The organism is Vandammella animalimorsus, from assembly GCF_002285285.1.
GTDB lineage: Bacteria > Pseudomonadota > Gammaproteobacteria > Burkholderiales > Burkholderiaceae_C > Lampropedia > Lampropedia animalimorsus.
In genome coordinates, this window is the sequence record NZ_NSJF01000005.1 from 47,848 (window position 1) to 66,349 (window position 18,502).

An 18,502-nucleotide genomic window follows, 5' to 3' on the forward strand; every position below is an offset into this window, starting at 1 on the left:
AGGCGCCATTTCCATCCAACCCGGCCCATGGCCGGGTTTTGTTTTTGCGCTCGTCGCTGCAAACGATTTTTAGTTGCTGGAATAATGCGCGCCCGTACCTGTATCCAAGCGCCTCGAAAAGTGCGCGGTGCGGGGCAGACCTTCCCTCGCATTTGTCCACCATGCCGACCGCACCATCCCCTGCCATTGCCACCCCGGCAGCTCCCAGTCCTGCGCCGTCCATGGCTTCGGGCTTGTTACTGGCGGCGCTGGGAGCCGTGGCCTTCAGCGGCAAGGCCATCATCGTCAAGCTGGCCTATCGGCATGGCGTCGATGCGGTCACGCTCATCATGTACCGCATGCTGTTTGCGCTGCCGTTTTTCATCGCCATGGCCTGGTGGGGCGGGCGCGGCAAGCCGCCTCTGACGCGGCGCGACATGCTGGCCGTCATGGGCCTGGGCATCTCGGGCTACTACCTGGCCAGCCTGCTGGACTTCATGGGCCTGCAATACATCAGCGCCGGGCTGGAGCGGCTCATCCTCTACCTGACGCCCACCCTGGTCATGTTGCTGGGCTGGTTGCTGCGCGGCGCGCGTCTGAGCCGTAGCCACTGGCTGGCCGTGCTTGTGAGCTACAGCGGCGCGCTGCTGGTCTTCGGGCGAGAGATGCAACTGCCGGGCACGGCCGACACCGCCCTGGGGGCGGCCCTGGTCTTTGGCGGCACCGTCAGCTATGCCCTGTACCTGTTTTTCAGCGGCGAATACGTGCAGCGCCTGGGGGCTTTGCGCCTGGTCGGGCTGGCCACCAGCTTTGCCTGTCTGTGCTGTATTGCACAGTTCCTGCTGACCCGCCCATTGAGCGCTGCGCAGCAGGTGGCCACGCCGGTGCTGTGGCTGAGCCTGCTCAACGCCACGGCCTGTACCGTGGCGCCCGTGCTGATGGTGATGATGGCCATGGAGCGCATCGGCGCCAGCCTGACGGCGCTGATCGGCATGATCGGTCCGCTGTCAACCATTGCCATGGGCGTCTGGCTGCTGGGCGAGCCATTTACCCCATGGCTGGCCGCCGGCACGGCGCTGGTCGTGGCCGGCATCTGGCTGTTCAGCCGCGCCGGGCGGCGCTGAACGGCTGTGCCGACTTCAGCGGCGGGGTTGCATAGGCGCAGCGGCGCCCCTTTGCGTGTGCCGCCTCACACATCGTCCAGGATCGGGTAGGGCATGGGATGGATCTGCAGCGGCGTGGCGCTGCTGCCGGGGGCTGCCATTTGCAGTGGCTGGCTGGCGCAGTCCGTTTTCAGCGAGACGATGGCGGCAAAGGGGCGCGGGTTGCTGCCGCTGACTTCTGCCTGGCTGTGCCAGGCCGATTGCACGATGACGCCACAGGGCTGGTCGGGGTCGCTGGCGCTGAAGACTTCCGTGCCGGGCTCGGGCAGTTGGCTGGCCTGGCCGCTGGCCAGAAAGGCGCGGCGCTTGATGGCGCCGCGAAACTGGCTGCGCGCCACCACTTCCTGGCCGGGATAGCAGCCTTTCTTGAAGCTGACGCCGCCCACCGACTCGTAGTTGAGCATTTGCGGCACGAACAGCTCGACCACGGGGGCGCTGATGGTGGCCACGCCAGCCAGTACCTCTGAATACGCCCAGGCGGTGCAGGCCTGCGGCGGTAATGTGGCGGGTAGGCCGGCGGCGCTGCCGCTGGGGGCGATGTGCAGCGCCCGGGGCAGGCCGGCGGCCGGGTACAGGCCGATGACCCAGGCCGGCGCGGCATCGGCCGTTGCGCCACTGCGCGCAGCGGCGTTGGCCACGGTTTGCCAGGGGGCCAGCGGGGCTGGCGCAGCGTTGGCATCGCCAGCGTCTTCGGCCAACGTGGCTGAGATGGCCTGGTCAATGGCGGCCTGGCCCAGCAGCCCGTGCAGCTGCCATTGCGCGCTGGCGTCGCTCAGGCGCGCTTTGGCGCGCAAGATGAACATGGACAGGCGTTTTTGCACGGCCGCCAGCAGGCTGCGGTGCACCAGCAGCAGCACGTCTGTGGGGCCCAGGCGCACGCCGATGAAGCTGGCCTGCATGCGGCCCTTGGCGCTCAGGTAGGCCGCCAGGCGCGCGCTGTCGTGGCCCAGCAGGGAGAAGTCGTTGCTCAGCTGGCTTTGCAAGAATTGCAACGCATCGTCATCGCTGCAGTGCAGCACGCCCAGCTCGGTGATGGGGCAAATAGTGGCGTCGGCATTGGGCAGGGCAGGGGCGGCAAGCGTAGACATGGGGTCGATCTGGGCGGTATGACGGGAAGGGGATGGGGCCGGCAGGGGCCGCAGGCGGGCGCGGATGGCGCGGGGTTTCGTGCTATCGTGCGCGGCTTTTCCGGCCCTGGCGCGATGGCGGCGCGGCCCGGTTTTTAACAGAAGGAAGCCCTCCCTTGCTGCGCAAGTTGTTTTTGTTCTTGTTAGTGATGCTGGCTTTGCTGGGCGCGGCGCTGGCCTATGGCCTGTGGTGGCGCGATCAGCCGCTGCACATTGAGCCTGCGCCGGCCGAGCTGACGATCGCACGCGGCGCCACGCCGCGCGGCGTGGCGCAGGCGCTGGTCGATGCCAAGGTGTTTCGGCTGCCGCCCGCGCTGCTGTATTGGGGGCTGCGCGCCAGCGGCCAGGGCCAGCGCATCAAGGCCGGTTACTACGAGTTCGAAAGCGGGGTCACGCCCCGGCAGGTGCTGGGGCGCCTGGTGCGTGGCGAGCAAACCTTGCAATCCATCACCTTCGTCGAAGGCTGGACCTTCAAGCAAATGCGCCAACTGCTGGCCCAACAGCCGCTGCAGCACCAGACAACGGGGCTGAGCGATGCGCAAATCATGGCCCAGCTCGGCCGCGAAGGGGTACACCCCGAGGGGCGTTTTTTCCCTGACACCTATTTCTTTGCCAAGGGCAGCAGCGATCTGGCCGTGCTCGAACAATCGCTGCAGGCCATGGACCGCATGCTGGAGGCCGCCTGGCAACAGCGCGACCGCAATCTGCCACTGAAAAAGCCCGATGAGGCGCTGATCCTGGCCAGCATCGTCGAAAAGGAAACCGGACGGCACAGCGACCGTGGCCGCATCGCCGGGGTGTTCATCAACCGGCTCAACAAAGGCATGCTGCTGCAGACCGACCCGAGCGTGATTTACGGCCTGGGCGATGCCTACGATGGCCGTCTGCGCCGCCGCCACCTGGAGGCCGATACGCCCTGGAACACCTACACCCGCGCCGGCCTGCCGCCCACACCCATTGCCATGCCCGGCAAGCAATCGCTGCTGGCGGCGGTGCAGCCGGAGAAAACCAGCGCGCTGTACTTTGTGGCCCGCGGCGATGGCTCCAGCGAATTCAGCGATACCCTGCAGCAGCACAACCGCGCGGTGGATCGCTACATCCGGGGCAAGCCATGAGTCAGGCCAGCACTCAGCCACAGGCGCAGCCCCCATCGCCCGCGCCGCTGCCCGCGCGACGCGGCTGGTTCATCAGCGTCGAAGGCATCGACGGCGCAGGCAAGTCCGCCCATCTGGACGCCATGGCCCAAGCCTTGCGCGCCCAGGGCCAGAGCGTGCTGTGTACGCGTGAGCCTGGCGGCACCCCGCTGGGCGAGCGACTGCGCGAGCTGCTGCTGCACGAGCGCATGGATGCGTTGAGCGAAACCCTGCTGGCCTTTGCCGCCCGGCGTGAGCACCTGCTGCAAGTCATTGCGCCGGCGCTGCGCCAGGGCACGACCGTGCTGTGCGACCGCTTCACCGACGCGACCTTCGCTTACCAGGGGGGCGGGCGCAGCCAGCCCTGGGCCTGGATCGAACAGCTGCAGGCCTGGGTGCAGGGCGGCCACGCGCTGCCGCCATCCCCGGCCAATGCCCACGCCCAGCAGGTCGATGCCGCCGATGCCGGCGCCTGTGGCCAAAGCGGCTTGCTGCAGCCGGACTGCACGCTGTGGTTCGACCTGCCGCCAGCCGTGGCCGCGCAGCGCCTGCGCCAGGCGCGCACGCCCGACCGCTTCGAGCAGGAGGCCCAGGCATTTTTCGAGCGCGTGGCGCAAGGCTATGCGCGCTGCGCTGCCGAGCATCCTGGGCGCTTCGTGCGCATCCATGCCGATGCGCCGCTGGCCCAGGTGCAGGCCGAGGTGTTGGCGGCGCTGCGCGCGCGTGGCTTGCTGGCGCCTGCCCCGCAGGCTTGACACTGGCGCGCACCACCATCGCAAACCCCAGCACCCAGGCAGGCACCCATGGCCAAACGTCCCACCGCCACCGCTTCAGCGCCCACCCCGGCGGTCGCACCGCCCATGCCCTGGCTGCAGCCGCAGCTGCAGGCGCTGCTGCGCCAAAGCGGCCATGCGTTGTTGCTCGAAGGGCCATCAGGACTGGGGCAGTTCGAGCTGGGCCTGGCCTGGGCGCAGGCCGTGCTGTGTGAAGCCCAGCCTGTAGGAAATGGCGCGGCGCTGCAGCCGGCCTGTGGCCAGTGCGAAAGCTGCCATGCCATGACCGTGCACACCCATCCGGATTTGCTGGTGCTGCTGCCCGAGGCGTTGCAGCTGCAATGGGGCTGGGCCACGCCAGAGGCCGAGGGCGATGCCAAGCGCAAGCCCAGCCGGGAGATCCGCGTCGAGGCCATGCGCCAGATGATCACCTTCAGCCAGCGTACCGATGCGCGCGGCCGTGGCAAGGTGGTGCTGGTCTATCCGGCAGAGAACATGAACCTGGTGACGGCCAACGCACTGCTCAAAACCCTGGAGGAGCCGCCAGGCAATACCCGCTTCGTGCTCGCCAGCCAGGCCGCGCACCGGCTGCTGCCCACCATTCGCAGCCGCTGCCACGCCTGGAAGATGCAATGGCCCGCCACCGAGCAGGTGCAGCAATGGCTGGCCGCTTCGGGCGCGGCGCCGCAGCAGATCGAGGCCGCGCTGGCCGCGGCCGGTGGCCGTCCGCAGGATGCGTTGGCCTTGCTGCAAGCGGGCTTCGACGCCCAGCAGTGGCTGGCCCTGCCCGGGCAATTGGCCCAGGGCCGGCCCGGCTGGCTGGCCGAGGCCACGCCCAGCCAGGCCATTGCCGTGCTGCAGCAGATTTGCCACGACGCCATGGCCCTGGTGGCTGGCGCCGCGCCGCGCTACTTCAGCCGCGCGGCCCTGGCCGCCTGCCTGCCAGGCTGGGCCGCGGCCGGGCCGCAGGCCGGGGCGGCGGAGGCAAGCGCCGCCGCAGCGCAGCGTCAGCGCGCCTTCGAGCGCCTGGGGCGCTGGTCGGCCGAGCTGACGCAGGCCGCTCGCACCAGTGAACACCCCTACGCGCAGGAGCTGATGCTGGCCGCGCTTGTGGAGCAGGCGCGCAGTGCCCTAAACTTACGCGCCTGATGCACGCAGACGTGCCCGCTGCTGCGGCAGCTCCTTGCCATCGAACCACGCCTTTTCACCATGAATGCCACCGCAGACGACACCAGCAAGAGCGCGCGCCCCAGCGTGATCCAGCTCAACATCAAGGAAAAGGCGGCGCTGTATGCCTCCTACATCCCTTTGTTCAAGGAGGGTGGCATCTTCGTGCCCACGCAGCGTGAGTACCAGATGGGCGACAGCATCTTCGTCATGCTGACGCTGCCCGATGACCCCAAGAAGTACGCCATTGCCGGCACCGTGGCCTGGATCACCCCGGCCGGGGCCTCGGGCGGGCGTACGCAAGGCGTGGGCGTGCGATTTCCGGCCGACGAAAAATCGGCCGAGTTGCGCACCAAGATCGAGAACCGCCTGGGCTCGGCGCTGAACTCCGACCGCCCCACGCACACGGTGTGAACAGGTTTTGAGGTCTCTCGCCACCCTGATCGCCCCGGCGCAGTACCGGCCCGCATGGGCCGGTTTTCCGTTGCCTGGCGTTGAAAGCAGCGGCTGCATCTTGATCACTCGGTTTGGCTGCCCTGGCGCGGGCAGTATTTGCATTTCTGTTTCATGTACATCGATTCGCATTGCCATTTGAGCTTCCCCGAGCTGTACCCGCAGCTGCCTGCCATTCGCGAGGCCATGCAGGCCGCGCAGGTGGACAAGGCGCTGTGCATCTGCACCACGCTGGAGGAATTCGAGCGCGTGCACGCGCTGGCGCTGCAGCACCCCAACATCTGGTGCACGGTGGGCGTGCACCCGGACAACGAGGGCGTGGCCGAGCCCGATCTGGACACGCTGCTGGCGCTGGGCGCGCGCGAGAAGGTCGTGGGCATTGGCGAGACCGGCCTGGACTATTACGACATGCCCGGCCGCAAGGGCGGGCGCAGCATCGCCGACATGCATTGGCAGCGCGAGCGCTTTCGCGTGCACATTCGCGCCGCGAGGGCCTTGCGCAAACCGCTGGTGATTCACACGCGCGACTCGGCGCTGGCCACGCTGGAGATCCTGCGCGAGGAGGGCGAGGATGGCCGCGGCAATCAGGCCGGCGGTGTGTTTCACTGCTTCGTCGAGGACGTTGCCATCGCACGCCAGGTATTGGAGCTGGGCTATTACATCTCCTTTGCCGGCATCGTCACCTTCAAGAACGCCAGGCAGGTGCAGGAGGTGGCGCGCTACGTGCCGCTCGATCGCTTGCTGATCGAGACCGACAGCCCGTATCTGGCCCCGGTGCCGCACCGCGGCAAGACCAACAGCCCGGCCTACGTGCCGCACGTGGCGCAGTGCATTGCTGCGCTGCGCGGCATCAGCGCCGAGGAGGTTGGCCAGGCCAGCAGCGAAAATTTCCACAGCCTTTTCCATGGAGTGACTGCCGCATGAAGCAAGCCCTGCAAACCCCTGGCCTTCAACGCCGCACGCTGGCCCAGGCCCTGGCTGGCGTGGCTGCCACACTGGCGCTGGGCCTGCTGGCCGCGCCAGAAGCCACTTGGGCGCAGCAGCCCCAACAGCCGGGCGCGAAGGCCGCGCAGGTTGCACGCCAGAATGAGCCCGGCGTCGAGCGCCTGTTCACCGCCGTCAAGCGCGACAACGGCTCGGCCATGCAGCGTCTGCTGGCCGAGGGCGCCAACCCCAATGTGCGCGATGCGGCCAGCGGCCAGACGCCGATGACGCTGGCGCTGCAGTTGGAGAGCCTGAACGTCTTCAACGCGCTGATGGGCTCGCGCAGCACCAACGTCGAATACCGCAATGCGCGCGACGAAAGCCCGCTGATGATGGCCGCCATCCGGGGCAATCTCGACGCCGTCACGCGGCTGGTGCGCCAGGGCGCGCACGTCAACAAGCCGCAGTGGACGCCGCTGCACTACGCCGCCTCGGGCACCTCTGAGGAGCACCAGGTGGCCATCACCGAGCTGCTGCTGGCGCAGCACGCCTATATCGATGCGCAATCGCCCAACGGCACCACGCCGCTGATGATGGCCGCCCAATACGGCACCGATGCCGTGGCGCGGCTGTTGATGCAGGAAGGGGCCGATCCGCTGATGAAAAACCAGCTGGGCATGACGGCGGTGGACTTTGCGCGCCGCGTCGGCCGCGAGACCCTGGCCAAGGAAATCATCCGCTACAGCCAGCAGGTGCAGCAGCGCCGCAGCCAGCCGCGCCCGACGCCCGCGCAGCCCGCCGCTCGTTGAGCCGCGCTGGGCCGGGCGCTTGACTGGGCGCTGGGCGCGTCGCGCACAAGGCCTGTCAGGTTTTGGGCCGCTGGCGCGACTATGGCAGTGTCCATCGACTGCAAAGGAGAGAAACCATGCCATCACACGCAATGCGCCAGCGCGGCTGGCTGGCGCTGTGCCTTCTTGCCGCAGCCATCGCTGCCGCCGTGCTGCTGCTGTTGCCGCTGGCGCGCGCCGACAAGCCCGCGCCCGCGCCGGCCTGGGCGACGCTGAGCGCGCTGCAGGACGTGCGCGGCCAGCCCGCCAGCGTGCACCTGAAGCCGGGCCGGCCCACGCTGGTCAAGTTCTGGGCCAGCTGGTGCCCGCTGTGCCTGTCGGAATTGCAGCAGACCAACGACTGGGTGCGCGACGGGCAGCTGGGCAACGTCAACCTGGTCAGCCTGGCCTCGCCCGGCCACCTGGGCGAGAAGGCCAGCGGCGCCTTTGAGCGCTGGTACTCGCGGCTCGAATACCCACAGCTGCCCGTGCTGCTGGACCACGGCGGCAGCATTACCCAGGCGCTGGGCATCCGCGTCTATCCTTCCTGGGCCTTGTTCGATGCCGATGGCCAGCTGCTGCGCAGCGTGCGCGGCAGCCTGAACGCAGCGCAACTGCAGGCCCTGCTGACCAATGCCCAGGCCCCGCTGGATGCCGCTGCGGCAGCCAGCCCCACCCCATCCCCCGCACCACAGGAGGAGCACACCATGAATCGCAAAACCATCTACCTGGCCGGCGGCTGCTTCTGGGGCCTGGAGGCCTACTTCCAGCGCGTGCCCGGCGTCGTCGATGCCGTCTCCGGCTACGCCAACGGCAAGACCGACAAGCCCAGCTATGAGGACGTGATCCACCGCGGCACCGGCCATGCCGAGACCGTGCGCGTGGACTACGACGCAGATCGCCTGAGCCTGGAAGACATCCTGGAGTACTACTTTCGCGTCATCGACCCCACCAGCCTGAACCGGCAGGGCAACGACCGCGGCACGCAGTACCGCACTGGCATCTACTACACCGACGCTGCCGAGCAACCGCTCATTGCCGCCGCGCTGGCCGCCGAGCAGCGCAAATACGGCCAGCCGCTGGTGGTGGAAAACCTGCCGCTGCGCCAGTTCCACCCGGCCGAGGAGTACCACCAGGACTACCTGCTGAAGAACCCGGGCGGCTATTGCCACATCGACATCCGCAAGGCCGATGAGCCGCTGCAGGGCCGCCAGCAACGCATGCAAGGCCAGCAGGCCCAGGCCGCCCAGGGCAGCAGCCAGGGCGCGGGTTTTGACGCGCAAGCCTGGCGCAAGCCCGACGACGCGGCGCTGCGCCAGCAGCTCACGCCCGAGCAGTACCGCATCACCCAGCAAAGCGGCACCGAGCGCGCCTTCAGCCATGCCTACGATCACCTGTTCGAGCCCGGCATCTATGTGGACGTGGTCAGCGGCGAGCCGCTGTTCAGCTCGGCCGACAAATTCGATTCCGGCTGCGGCTGGCCCAGCTTCACCCGCCCCATCGAGCAGGCTGCCGTCACCGAGCACGAAGACCTGAGCTACAACATGCGCCGCGTCGAAGTGCGCAGCCGCACGGCCGATTCGCACCTGGGCCACGTCTTCCCCGACGGCCCGCGCGACAAGGGCGGCCTGCGCTACTGCATCAACGGCGCCAGCCTGCGCTTCATCCCACTGGCGCAGATGGAGGAGCAGGGCTACGGCGCCTACAAGGCGCAGGTGCAGCGTTGAGGCTCATGCCCCTCTCTGGCCAATGCGCAGAGGGGGCATGAAAGCCGCTGCCTGTCAAAACCTTGAAAGGAGAGCGACGTGAGCGAGCGCGATGAACTGCTGCGGCAACTGTGCCATGCCGCCTTGCAGGAAGTGACACTGCCGTCGCAATGGCGCAGGCTCATCCTGGTGGGCGTGCGTGGCCAGGGCTTTGCCAGCATGAGCGGCTTTTGCTTCGATGCCGCAGGCCAGGCCCACCCCGTCGCGCCGCGTGGCCAGAGCGTGCGCGCCATGAAGCGCCTGGCCCAGGCCATGGCCGAGGCCGACGCCGCAGCGGCGGGCGCGGCTGAGCCGAGCCGCCTTTGGCTGTCCTGCCTGCTGCGCATCGGCAGCGATGGGCCATTCGATGCCGACTTCGAATACGCTGACGCCCAACGCTGGCAGATCACGCCCGCCAACATCGAGCAGCGCATCGCCGAGTTTGCCGCAATGCCGCCGCCGGGCGGGTAATGCCAAGGCTGGCGCGCGCTGCGCAAAGATGCGGCACGCGCGCTTAGAACCTGTTCAAAATCCCTGCGCGGTGTGCAATCAAGCGGATTTGGGCGGTCTGCCGCGTTGCAAAGCCTCGCCATAGCCCCAGCTATGGCTGTGTTTTGCGCCTTGCAGCCCATCCCAAACCGCTTCTTGCCCGCTCGCACCGAGATTTTGAACAGGTTCTCAGACCGTGCGCAAACCCTTCAGCTCAGGAGAGAGACATGGGCCATTCCGACGAACTGCTGCCCCAGGCCGGGGACTTGCTGACCCAGGTGCTGCGCAGCGCCTTGCAGGAAATCCAACTGCCGCCGCAGTGGAGCAAGCTGATCCTGATCGGCGAATACGACGGCTGCGGCGGCATGGGCGGCTTTGCCTTCGATGCCCAAGGCAAGACCCATGCCGTTGCACCGCGCGGCGGCCACACTTTGGAGCTGCTTGAGCAATTGGCCCAGGCCATGGCCCAGGACAGCCCCACTGGCAGCCCCTGGCTGGCCTGCCTGCTGCGCTTGGGCAGCGACGGCCGGTTTGGTGCGCAGTTCGAATACGAAGACAGCCGGCGCTGGGCCATCACCCCGGCCAACCACGCCCAGCGCGTGGCCGAGTTTGCCGCCATGCCGGTTTGAGGGGTGAGCCCGGCTCAGCGCGTGCCCGTGGAGCCGTAGCCGCCAGTGCCGCGGCTGCTGGGGGCAAATTGCTTGACTACGCGCAACTGCGCCTGCACCACGGGCACGATCACCAGCTGCGCGATGCGCTCCAGCGGGGCAATCTCGATGGGCTGCTGGCCGCGGTTCCAGGCGCTGACCATCAGCTGGCCCTGGTAATCGCTGTCGATCAGCCCCACCAGATTGCCCAGCACCAGCCCCTGCTTGTGGCCCAGGCCCGAGCGCGGCAGGATCAGCGCGGCATAGCCCGGGTCCTGCAGGTGCATGGCCAGCCCGGTGGGCACCAGCACCGCCGGCGAGCCGGGCGCCAGCGTCAGCGGCTCTTGCAGGCAGGCGCGCAGGTCCAGCCCGGCGCTGCCAGGGGTGGCGTAGGCGGGCGGTTGCTCGTGCAGGCGGGGGTCGAGGATTTGGATGTCGATTTGCATGGGGAAAACACCGTGGGCCATGCGCCGTGCGCGTGGCGGTTGCGATGGGGGATGAAGGGAGGCGATCAGCGCCCGGCAGGCGTTGCCGCTGCGGGCGCCGTGGCTTGGGGTGAGGGGCTGGCCAGCGCGCCCTGGCGCTGCACGATGGCAATGCGCAGCTCGGTCTGTGCCAGCAGCTCGTCCAAGCCCTGCGCGCGTGCGTACTGCGCCTGGCGCAGCAGCCAGGCCAGCAGCGGCCGGCGCCAGCCTTGGGCCGAGGCGGTGTCGATGGCCAGCGCCATCAGCTCGGGCGAGGCCTGGGCGCTGCGGCGCTGCAGCAAGGCCGCTGCCAGCAGGCGCGAGAGCGGATCTTCGATGGCCTGCAGCGCGCCCAGGCTGGCCGCGTCGATCTGCTGGTGCGCGGCAATGCGCTGCTGTGGCGCGGGCAGGGCGTTGCGCTGCGCCGCATCCAGCGCCTGGCCGCCCAGATAGGCCGCATAGGCGCGCGCCTGGGCCGAAGCGCCCGGCGCCAGCGGCGTGAAATCGGCGCAAGGCTGCCAGTCCAGGCTGGCCATTTGCACCGCGCACTGGCGCAGCACCAGCAGGGCCAGTGCCTCTGGGCTGCCGGTGCGCGCCACCTGCTGGCGCGCGCGCTGCCACTCCAGCTGTGCCACGCGCTCGTCGCCATCCAGGTAGGCGGCCTGGGCCAGTTCGGCCGAGGCCAGCGAGCGCACCTGCCACTGCGCCGGCGGCGGCTTGCTGCTGCAGGCCGCCAGCAGCCCCATGAGCCCCAACAAGCCACACAGCAGCGCCAAGCGCCAGCCATCGGGCCAGCGAGCGGGCCTACAGGCGGCAGTGGCCCGAGCCAACAGGCCGCAGGGCAGGGCGGGGGAGCAATCGGGTAAGTGGGGCGGGTTCAACGGCATGGCGGGCAATGATGGGCCTTGAGAAGAAACTGGCCAGCAGCCGCATGGCGCATGGCGCTTGGCACATGGGCTTGGGCTTGGGCTTGGGCTTGGGCTTGGGCTTGGGCTTGGGCCGGTATGATCGCGCAGCTTCTTCGGGGCCTATTCACGAGTTGGGCGCAGACGGCATGGCATTCAGCCGCGCTGCGCGCCAGCGCCGTGGGCAGGCCCCGAGCCGACGCAGCAAGGGCAGGCAGTATGCCTTGATTTGTCGCGGCGCAGCCCGCCCCAGCCAACCCGATGGCCCTCTTGGAGCCTGCTCAAAATCTCGGTGCGCGCGGGCAAGAAGCGGCTGGGGATGGACAGCCGGGCGCCACTTTGCGCATATCACGCCGCCATAGCCGAAACGATGGCCAGGCGTCTGCAGCGCAAGCAGGCCACCCCAATTCGCGCTCTTGCCAGCCGTGCAGAGATGTTGAACAGGTTCTTGTAATGAAAGGATTTTCATGTCACCCACCAGTGCCCCCGAGCAGCCAGGCAATGCCGCGCTGCAGCGCATGTTGCAGCGCCGCTCGGCCTGGCCCCTGGCCCAGCCCGGCCCGGACGAGGAGACCTTGCAGCGCATCCTCGGCGCGGCCGCGTGCGCGCCCGACCACGCCGGCCTGATGCCTTGGCGCTTCAAATACGTGCGCGATGGGCAGCGCCAGCAGCTGCTGCAGCAGGTGTTGGCCTGCCCCGAGGCGCAAACGCCGCAGGCGCAGGACATGCACGGCAAGTTCACCGCCAAGCTCACCACGGCGCCTGTGGTCATCGTGTTGGCCGAGCGGCAGGTGCCGCACCCCAAGGCGCCCGATTTCGAGCAAACCCTGGCCTGCGGCGCAGCGGTGATGAACATGCTCAATGCTGCGCACTTCCTGGGCTTTCATGGCTTTTGGTCCACCGCGCCTGGGGTGCTGCCCGATTTGCTCAAGCGCGTCATGGGCTTCGAGCCGGGCGATCGCATCCTCGGCCTGCTGAACCTGGGCACGCCGCCGCACACGCCCAGCACGCCGCCGCGCCCACAGGTCAGCGCTTACGCTGAGCCCTGGCCCACCCCTTGATGAGAAAGGCCCGCATCAATCCAGCGGCCTGTGTGCACGGTGATTCTTGCGGGCCAGCCATAGCCTCTTGCAGAGAGAACATGCCTGCAGCCACCCACCCCTGCACCCCAACCTGTGCTTGCCAGGCCCAGCATGACGGGCATGAGCCTGTGCCTGACCGTGCCCGCCAGGTCTATGTGTATTCGCCCAGCGGCGCCGTGCGCGACCGTGCCGCGCTGCGTCGTGGCATGCGCCGTTTGGAGAAGGCCGGCTTTGCCGTCACGCTCGATGAGGGCGCGCTGTGGCGCGACAGCCGCTTTGCCGGCACGCACGCCCAGCGCCTGGACGCGCTGCACCGTGCGGCGCGCAGCGGCGCCGATGTGGCCTTGATCAGCCGCGGCGGCTACGGCCTGAACCATCTGTTGCCGCACATTGATTACGCGCTGCTGGCGCGCGCCATCGCCCAGGGCACGCAGTTCATGGGCTTTAGCGACTTCACGGCGCTGCAGCTGGCGCTGCTGGCGCACACCGGCGCCATCAGCTGGGCCGGCGCCAGCCTGTGCGTCGACTTCGGCACTGCCGAGCCGCCCGATGAGATCACCCAGGCCTGCTTCGAGGACGTGGCCTATGGCATTGCCGAGGGCACAGGCTGGCGCATTGGCAAAGACTGCGCTGCGGCCTACCAGGGGCTGCACATCGACCAGGCCACGCTTTGGGGCGGCAATCTGGCCGTGCTGGCCTCGCTGATTGGCACGCCGCACCTGCCGGCCATCGAGGGCGGCATTCTGTTTCTGGAAGATGTGGGCGAGGCTCCGTACCGCGTCGAGCGCATGCTGGTGCAGCTGGAGCAGGCCGGCATCCTGGCGCGCCAGCAGGCGCTGCTGCTGGGCCACTTCACCGAAGCGCCGCCGGCCCCGCGCGAGCGCGGCTATCACCTGGGCAGCATCGTTGCCGCATTGCGTGAGCGCACCGGCCTGCCAGTGCTGACTGGCTTGCCCTTCGGGCACGTGCCCACCAAGGTCTGCCTGCCCGTGGGCGCCAAGGTGCAGTTGCAGGTGGGCGCGCGCGAGGCCATGCTGGTCTGGGGCCATCTTTAGAGCGTGCGTAACACGCTCTGAGAACAAAAGCCCTGCCCACCGCGCTGAAGTTTCAGTGCCGACTCTCCGACTCTCGACGGGTTTGGCAGCAGAAACTTGACGCTTCTGCAACGATTGTGACAAGCCAGCGCGGCTCTGGCCTAATTGTGAATAAATGCAATTTACAATGCGGCAATCCCTGTCGGCGCCGATGCCTGTGCAAGGCATCGGCGCCTTTTCCAAGACCCTGTTTCTCATCAAAGGACTGTGAGATGGCTCGTCGACTCTCTGCATTGGCTCTGCTTCCCGTCAGCCTGGCTGCCATGGCTTTGACACAACCTGCTCAGGCGCAGGACTATCCTGGCAGCAAGCCGATTACCATCATCGTTCCGTTCTCCGCAGGCGGCCCCACCGACAAGGTGGCGCGCGATTTCGCCGATGCACTGCGCAAGCACCTGGGCAATGCCTCGATCGTGATCGACAACGCCGCAGGCGCCGGCAGCACCATTGGCCTGGCCAAGGCCGCACGCGCCAAGCCCGATGGACACACCCTGCTGGTGGCGCACATCAGCATGTCCACCGTGCCTTCGCTCTATCGCAAGCTGTCCTTCAACGTCAAGGAAGACTTCGAGTACCTGGGCATCATCAATGATGTGCCGATGACGCTGATCAGCCGCCCGACGCTGGAAGCCAACAACTACTCCGAGCTGATGAGCTGGGTCAAGAGCCAGAAGGATGGCGTCAACCTGGGCAACGCCGGTCTGGGTTCGGCCTCGCACCTGTGCGGCCTGATGTTCCAGGATGCCACCAAGATCCAGATGGTGACCGTGCCCTACGGCGGCACCGCACCGGCCATTGCCGACCTGTTGGCTGGCCAGATCGACCTGCTGTGCGACCAGACCACCAACACCACGCCGCACGTCTCGGCCAAGAAGGTCAAGGCCTTTGCCGTGACCACGCCCAAGCGCCTGGAGGCCGAGGCCTACAAGGAGCTGCCGACGCTGGACGAGGCCGGCCTGAAGGACTTCAATGTCACGATCTGGCACGGTCTGTATGCGCCCAAGGGCACGCCCAAGGAAGTGGTGAGCAAGCTCAACGCCGCCCTGAAGGAAGCGCTCAAGGATCCCGAGTTCATCAAGCGCCAGAGCGATCTGGGTGCGGTTGTGGCCACAGACGAGCGCACCAATCCCGAGCAGCACAAGGCTTTTGTCGCTTCGGAAATCGAGAAATGGGGCGCTGTGATCAAGGCGGCTGGCCAGTACGCAGACTGATCTGCTCTCTTGATCCCTCGTCAAAAACGGCCCTGCGGGGCCGTTTTTGTTGCACTGTGTGCAGCGCCGCAGCGTAAACGTTGGCAATTGGCGACAGAGTAAACAACGTGATCAATTGCGCCTGCGCCGCTTGGCGAGGCATTGGATGAGGCCAGGCGGGCCCCCTTTCCCTAGGCAATGTGCGGCCCGGGCTGGGCGTCAACGCTGTGGATTGTGCTTTGGCAGGCGGTTGTGAGGCGGGGCGCGAATGGTGATAATCGCCTGCAATCGTATCGACTGATAGGAAATGTAAACGTGGACATCACCCAATTGCTGGCCTTCAGCGTCAAGAACAAGGCATCGGACTTGCACCTCTCGGCGGGCCTGCCGCCGATGATTCGCGTCAACGGCGACGTGCGACGCATCAACGTCGAGCCGCTGGATCACCGCACGGTGTTCTCGATGGTCTACGACATCATGAGCGATGCCCAACGCAAGACTTATGAGGAGTTCCTGGAGGTGGACTTCTCGTTCGAGATCGACGGCTTGGCGCGCTTTCGCGTCAACGCCTTCAACCAGAACCGTGGCGCGGCCGCGGTGTTCCGAACCATTCCCAGCAAGGTGCTGACACTGGAGCAGCTCAATGCGCCGCGCATCTTTGCCGATTTGGCGCTCAAGCCGCGTGGCCTGATTCTGGTGACCGGGCCGACCGGCTCTGGCAAGTCCACCACGCTGGCGGCGATGATCAACCACCTCAACGAGAGCGAGTACGGCCACATCCTGACGGTGGAGGACCCGATCGAATTCGTGCACGAGAGCAAGAAGTGCCTGATCAACCAACGCGAAGTCGGGCCGATGACGCACTCGTTCACGGCCGCGCTGCGCTCTGCGCTGCGCGAAGACCCGGACGCGATTCTGGTGGGCGAATTGCGCGACCTGGAGACCATCCGCCTGGCCCTGACGGCGGCCGAGACCGGCCACTTGGTGTTCGGCACGCTGCACACCTCCAGCGCGGCCAAGACCATCGACCGCGTGATCGACGTCTTCCCCGCCGAGGAAAAGGAGATGGTGCGCTCCATGCTGTCTGAATCGCTGGAGGCCGTGATCTCGCAGACGCTGCTCAAGACCAAGGATGGCAGCTCGCGTGTGGCCGCGCATGAGATCATGCTGGGCACGCCCGCGATCCGCAACCTGATCCGCGAAGCCAAGGTGGCGCAGATGTACTCAACCATCCAGACCAGCCAGAACCAGGGCATGCAGACCTTGGACCAGAATCTGGTGGAGCTGGTGCGGCGCAACGTCATCAGCGCACGCGACGCGCGCCTGAAGGCCAAGATGCCGGAAAACTTCCCCGTCTGATGGGCTGGAGAGTGGTCTGTGTGGTGGGGTAATAGAAAAAAAGAGAGGGAGCGCAGCGAGGGCACGATGCCATGGTCGCCAACAGGGGGCAATGGCCACTCGGCCATGGTGGTGCAGCCGGCCGAGCCGGCGCAACTGGCAAGGCCAGCAAATGAGTCGGAGTCGGTACTGTTTCAGTCGCTGATCCTGCCGCATGCCGGCAGCGCGCAGGTGATCGTGCCTTGGAGTGCCCGCGCCCAGGAGCTGGGCGCGCGGCGCATCGGCCAGGAGCGCGGCATCGGCCTGCTGCAAGCGGCCTGGGCGCGTCAAAGCCCCAGCCAACCGTTCAACCGCCAGGAGCTGGCGCTGCTGGGCAGCTTCTTCGAATACCACAGCCTGCCGGCTGACCGCGAGATCATCCAGCAGGATGAATACGGCGACTACATGATGGTGCAGCTCAATGGCGTGATGGCCGTGGAGCGCGCAGGCCCCAATGGCCAGCCGGTGCGCATGGCGGAGACCCATGTGGGTGACCTGATCGGCGAGATGTCGTTGCTCGATCAGGGGCTGCGCTTTTCATCCTGCGTCAGCCTCACGCCCTGCGAGCTGGCCGTGCTCACGCGCGATGGGCTCGATGAAATGATGCACAATCAAGCGCAGTTGGCAGCCCGTCTGGTGCTGCTGCTGGCTCGCAAGTTGTCGGTGCGGCTGCGCGCGGTGAGCTCCAAGCTCAAATGAAGAACAACGGGCCCTCTGGCCCATGCGGTCTGCGGCGCAGACCCAGCCCGATCATCAAGGGAGAAGACAATGGAACGCGATCAGGCCAGTAAATTCATCAACGACCTGCTGCGGCTGATGGTCAGCCGCAATGGCAGCGATTTGTTCATCACCGCCGACTTCCCGCCGGCCATCAAGGTCGACGGCAAGGTCTCCAAGGTCTCGCCGCAGCCGCTGACGCCGGCGCACACGCTGGCGCTGGCGCGCTCCATCATGAGCGACAAGCAGGCCGCCGAGTTCGAGCGCACCAAGGAGGCCAATTTCGCCATCTCGCCCGCGGGCGTGGGGCGTTTTCGCGTCAACGCCTTCGTGCAGCAAGGTCACGTGGGCTTGGTGCTGCGCGTCATCCCGCTGAATGTGCCCACCATCGATGGCCTGGGCCTGCCGCAGGTCCTCAAGGACGTGGCCATGAGCAAGCGCGGCCTGTGCATTTTGGTGGGCGCCACCGGCTCGGGCAAGTCCACCTCGCTGGCGGCCATGGTGGATTGGCGCAACGAGCATTCCTACGGTCACATCGTCACCATCGAGGATCCGGTGGAATTCGTGCATGCGCACAAGAACTGCGTCATCACCCAGCGCGAGATCGGCCTGGACACCGACAACTGGGAGGTGGCGCTGAAGAACTCGCTGCGCCAGGCGCCGGACGTGATCCTCATGGGCGAGATCCGCGACCGCGAGACCATGGAGCACGCCATCGCCTTTGCCGAAACCGGCCACCTGTGCCTGGCCACGCTGCACGCCAACAGCTCCAACCAGGCCATGGACCGCATCATCAACTTCTTCCCTGAGGAGCGCCGCGCCCAGCTGCTGATGGACGTGTCGCTGAACCTGCGCGCCATCATGTCGCAGCGTCTGATCCCGCGCCAGGACGGCAAGGGGCGCATCGCCGCGATCGAGGTGCTGCTCAACACCCCGCGCGTGGCCGATTTGATCTTCAAGGGCGAGGTGGCTGAGATCAAGGAGGCCATGAAGCTCAGCCGCAACCAGGGCATGCAGACCTTCGACCAGGCGCTGTTCGACCTGTTCGAGGCCAACGTCATCAGCTACGAAGATGCGCTGCGCAATGCCGACTCGCTCAATGATCTGCGCCTGCAGATCAAGCTGCACAGCACGCGCGCGCGCACCAAGGACTTGGCCGCTGGCACCGAACACCTCTCCGTGGTGTGATCGCCCATGCACGCCACCATGGCCGCACGCTGCGGCCTTTTTTCTTTGACCTGCAAGA

At 67.1% G+C, this 18,502-nt stretch carries 19 protein-coding genes; 16 read left to right on the top strand and 3 right to left on the bottom strand.

Translation table 11 applies throughout. The annotated features are described in order from the left end of the window. Positions 1-161 precede the first annotated feature (161 nt). Positions 162-1,103 (top strand): DMT family transporter, encoded by a 942-nt coding sequence (locus CK620_RS09880; protein WP_095550166.1) that lies wholly within the window; start codon positions 162-164, stop codon positions 1,101-1,103. A 65-nt stretch (positions 1,104-1,168) separates the two neighbouring features. Here CK620_RS09880 and ygfZ read toward each other — a convergent pair whose 3' ends face one another. Continuing rightward, positions 1,169-2,230 carry a CAF17-like 4Fe-4S cluster assembly/insertion protein YgfZ gene (gene ygfZ, locus CK620_RS09885; protein WP_095550167.1) on the bottom strand — a complete coding sequence of 354 codons (1,062 nt, stop codon included), beginning with the start codon at positions 2,228-2,230 and terminating at the stop codon, positions 1,169-1,171. Between the two features lie 158 nt (positions 2,231-2,388). On the opposite strand from ygfZ, the gene mltG reads away from it, so the two are divergent. The 9 genes from mltG to CK620_RS09930 all read left to right on the top strand — a co-directional run bounded on the left by mltG (position 2,389) and on the right by CK620_RS09930 (position 10,409). Beyond that, positions 2,389-3,384: an endolytic transglycosylase MltG gene (gene mltG, locus CK620_RS09890; protein ID WP_238946103.1), complete on the top strand. Its 996-nt coding sequence runs from the start codon at positions 2,389-2,391 to the stop codon at positions 3,382-3,384. Beyond that, a complete protein-coding gene (gene tmk / locus CK620_RS09895) occupies positions 3,381-4,157 on the top strand; it encodes a dTMP kinase (protein WP_095550168.1) in 777 nt (258 codons plus the stop codon). Before mltG ends, tmk begins: the two co-directional genes overlap by 4 nt. 48 nt (positions 4,158-4,205) lie before the next feature. Then, positions 4,206-5,324 (top strand): DNA polymerase III subunit delta', encoded by a 1,119-nt coding sequence (gene holB, locus CK620_RS09900; protein ID WP_095550169.1) that lies wholly within the window; start codon positions 4,206-4,208, stop codon positions 5,322-5,324. Positions 5,325-5,384: 60 nt separating this feature from the next. Beyond that, entirely contained in the window at positions 5,385-5,756 is a 372-nt protein-coding gene (locus tag CK620_RS09905; protein ID WP_095542779.1) for a PilZ domain-containing protein, read from the top strand. A gap of 153 nt (positions 5,757-5,909) precedes the next feature. Further along, on the top strand, positions 5,910-6,719 hold the full coding sequence (locus tag CK620_RS09910) for a TatD family hydrolase (RefSeq protein ID WP_095550170.1): 810 nt from the start codon (positions 5,910-5,912) through the stop codon (positions 6,717-6,719). Beyond that, positions 6,716-7,528, top strand: a complete 813-nt coding sequence (locus tag CK620_RS09915; RefSeq protein ID WP_095550171.1) for an ankyrin repeat domain-containing protein — start codon at positions 6,716-6,718, stop codon at positions 7,526-7,528. The genes CK620_RS09910 and CK620_RS09915 overlap by 4 nt, the downstream gene beginning before the upstream one ends. Before the next feature lie 116 nt (positions 7,529-7,644). Further along, a complete protein-coding gene (msrAB, locus tag CK620_RS09920; RefSeq protein WP_238946088.1) occupies positions 7,645-9,273 on the top strand; it encodes a bifunctional peptide-methionine (S)-S-oxide reductase MsrA/peptide-methionine (R)-S-oxide reductase MsrB in 1,629 nt (542 codons plus the stop codon). Between the two features lie 78 nt (positions 9,274-9,351). After that, on the top strand, positions 9,352-9,762 hold the full coding sequence (locus CK620_RS09925) for a hypothetical protein (protein WP_095550173.1): 411 nt from the start codon (positions 9,352-9,354) through the stop codon (positions 9,760-9,762). Positions 9,763-10,007: 245 nt separating this feature from the next. After that, on the top strand, positions 10,008-10,409 hold the full coding sequence (locus CK620_RS09930; RefSeq protein ID WP_095550174.1) for a hypothetical protein: 402 nt from the start codon (positions 10,008-10,010) through the stop codon (positions 10,407-10,409). A gap of 14 nt (positions 10,410-10,423) precedes the next feature. Here CK620_RS09930 and dut read toward each other — a convergent pair whose 3' ends face one another. After that, a complete protein-coding gene (gene dut, locus CK620_RS09935; protein ID WP_095550175.1) occupies positions 10,424-10,873 on the bottom strand; it encodes a dUTP diphosphatase in 450 nt (149 codons plus the stop codon). Positions 10,874-10,938: 65 nt separating this feature from the next. After that, entirely contained in the window at positions 10,939-11,778 is an 840-nt protein-coding gene (locus CK620_RS09940) for a hypothetical protein (protein WP_179290622.1), read from the bottom strand. A 485-nt stretch (positions 11,779-12,263) separates the two neighbouring features. Between CK620_RS09940 and CK620_RS09945 the strand changes: the two genes are divergently transcribed. The 6 genes from CK620_RS09945 (at position 12,264) to CK620_RS09970 (ending at position 18,444) form a co-directional block, all read left to right on the top strand. Next, on the top strand, positions 12,264-12,857 hold the full coding sequence (locus tag CK620_RS09945; protein ID WP_095542788.1) for a nitroreductase family protein: 594 nt from the start codon (positions 12,264-12,266) through the stop codon (positions 12,855-12,857). Between the two features lie 149 nt (positions 12,858-13,006). After that, positions 13,007-13,933: an LD-carboxypeptidase gene (locus CK620_RS09950; RefSeq protein ID WP_238946089.1), complete on the top strand. Its 927-nt coding sequence runs from the start codon at positions 13,007-13,009 to the stop codon at positions 13,931-13,933. A gap of 302 nt (positions 13,934-14,235) precedes the next feature. Further along, positions 14,236-15,183: a tripartite tricarboxylate transporter substrate-binding protein gene (locus CK620_RS09955; RefSeq protein ID WP_238946090.1), complete on the top strand. Its 948-nt coding sequence runs from the start codon at positions 14,236-14,238 to the stop codon at positions 15,181-15,183. A gap of 294 nt (positions 15,184-15,477) precedes the next feature. Then, positions 15,478-16,521: a type IV pilus twitching motility protein PilT gene (locus CK620_RS09960; protein WP_095542791.1), complete on the top strand. Its 1,044-nt coding sequence runs from the start codon at positions 15,478-15,480 to the stop codon at positions 16,519-16,521. 66 nt (positions 16,522-16,587) lie between these two features. After that, positions 16,588-17,238 (top strand): cyclic nucleotide-binding domain-containing protein, encoded by a 651-nt coding sequence (locus CK620_RS09965; protein WP_095550179.1) that lies wholly within the window; start codon positions 16,588-16,590, stop codon positions 17,236-17,238. A gap of 69 nt (positions 17,239-17,307) precedes the next feature. Then, a complete protein-coding gene (locus tag CK620_RS09970) occupies positions 17,308-18,444 on the top strand; it encodes a PilT/PilU family type 4a pilus ATPase (RefSeq protein WP_095550180.1) in 1,137 nt (378 codons plus the stop codon). The last annotated feature ends 58 nt before the right edge of the window (positions 18,445-18,502 follow it).

What these genes read in the sequence shown, in the direction of transcription:
- CK620_RS09880 (WP_095550166.1), top strand. Translation starts at nt 162, where the DNA reads ATGCCGACCGCACCATCCCCTGCCATTGCCACCCCGGCAGCTCCCAGT.
- ygfZ (WP_095550167.1), bottom strand. Translation starts at nt 2,230, where the DNA reads ATGTCTACGCTTGCCGCCCCTGCCCTGCCCAATGCCGACGCCACTATT.
- tmk (WP_095550168.1), top strand. Translation starts at nt 3,381, where the DNA reads ATGAGTCAGGCCAGCACTCAGCCACAGGCGCAGCCCCCATCGCCCGCG.
- holB (WP_095550169.1), top strand. Translation starts at nt 4,206, where the DNA reads ATGGCCAAACGTCCCACCGCCACCGCTTCAGCGCCCACCCCGGCGGTC.
- CK620_RS09905 (WP_095542779.1), top strand. Translation starts at nt 5,385, where the DNA reads ATGAATGCCACCGCAGACGACACCAGCAAGAGCGCGCGCCCCAGCGTG.
- CK620_RS09910 (WP_095550170.1), top strand. Translation starts at nt 5,910, where the DNA reads ATGTACATCGATTCGCATTGCCATTTGAGCTTCCCCGAGCTGTACCCG.
- CK620_RS09915 (WP_095550171.1), top strand. Translation starts at nt 6,716, where the DNA reads ATGAAGCAAGCCCTGCAAACCCCTGGCCTTCAACGCCGCACGCTGGCC.
- msrAB (WP_238946088.1), top strand. Translation starts at nt 7,645, where the DNA reads ATGCCATCACACGCAATGCGCCAGCGCGGCTGGCTGGCGCTGTGCCTT.
- CK620_RS09930 (WP_095550174.1), top strand. Translation starts at nt 10,008, where the DNA reads ATGGGCCATTCCGACGAACTGCTGCCCCAGGCCGGGGACTTGCTGACC.
- dut (WP_095550175.1), bottom strand. Translation starts at nt 10,873, where the DNA reads ATGCAAATCGACATCCAAATCCTCGACCCCCGCCTGCACGAGCAACCG.
- CK620_RS09940 (WP_179290622.1), bottom strand. Translation starts at nt 11,778, where the DNA reads ATGCCGTTGAACCCGCCCCACTTACCCGATTGCTCCCCCGCCCTGCCC.
- CK620_RS09945 (WP_095542788.1), top strand. Translation starts at nt 12,264, where the DNA reads ATGTCACCCACCAGTGCCCCCGAGCAGCCAGGCAATGCCGCGCTGCAG.
- CK620_RS09955 (WP_238946090.1), top strand. Translation starts at nt 14,236, where the DNA reads ATGGCTTTGACACAACCTGCTCAGGCGCAGGACTATCCTGGCAGCAAG.
- CK620_RS09965 (WP_095550179.1), top strand. Translation starts at nt 16,588, where the DNA reads ATGCCATGGTCGCCAACAGGGGGCAATGGCCACTCGGCCATGGTGGTG.
- CK620_RS09970 (WP_095550180.1), top strand. Translation starts at nt 17,308, where the DNA reads ATGGAACGCGATCAGGCCAGTAAATTCATCAACGACCTGCTGCGGCTG.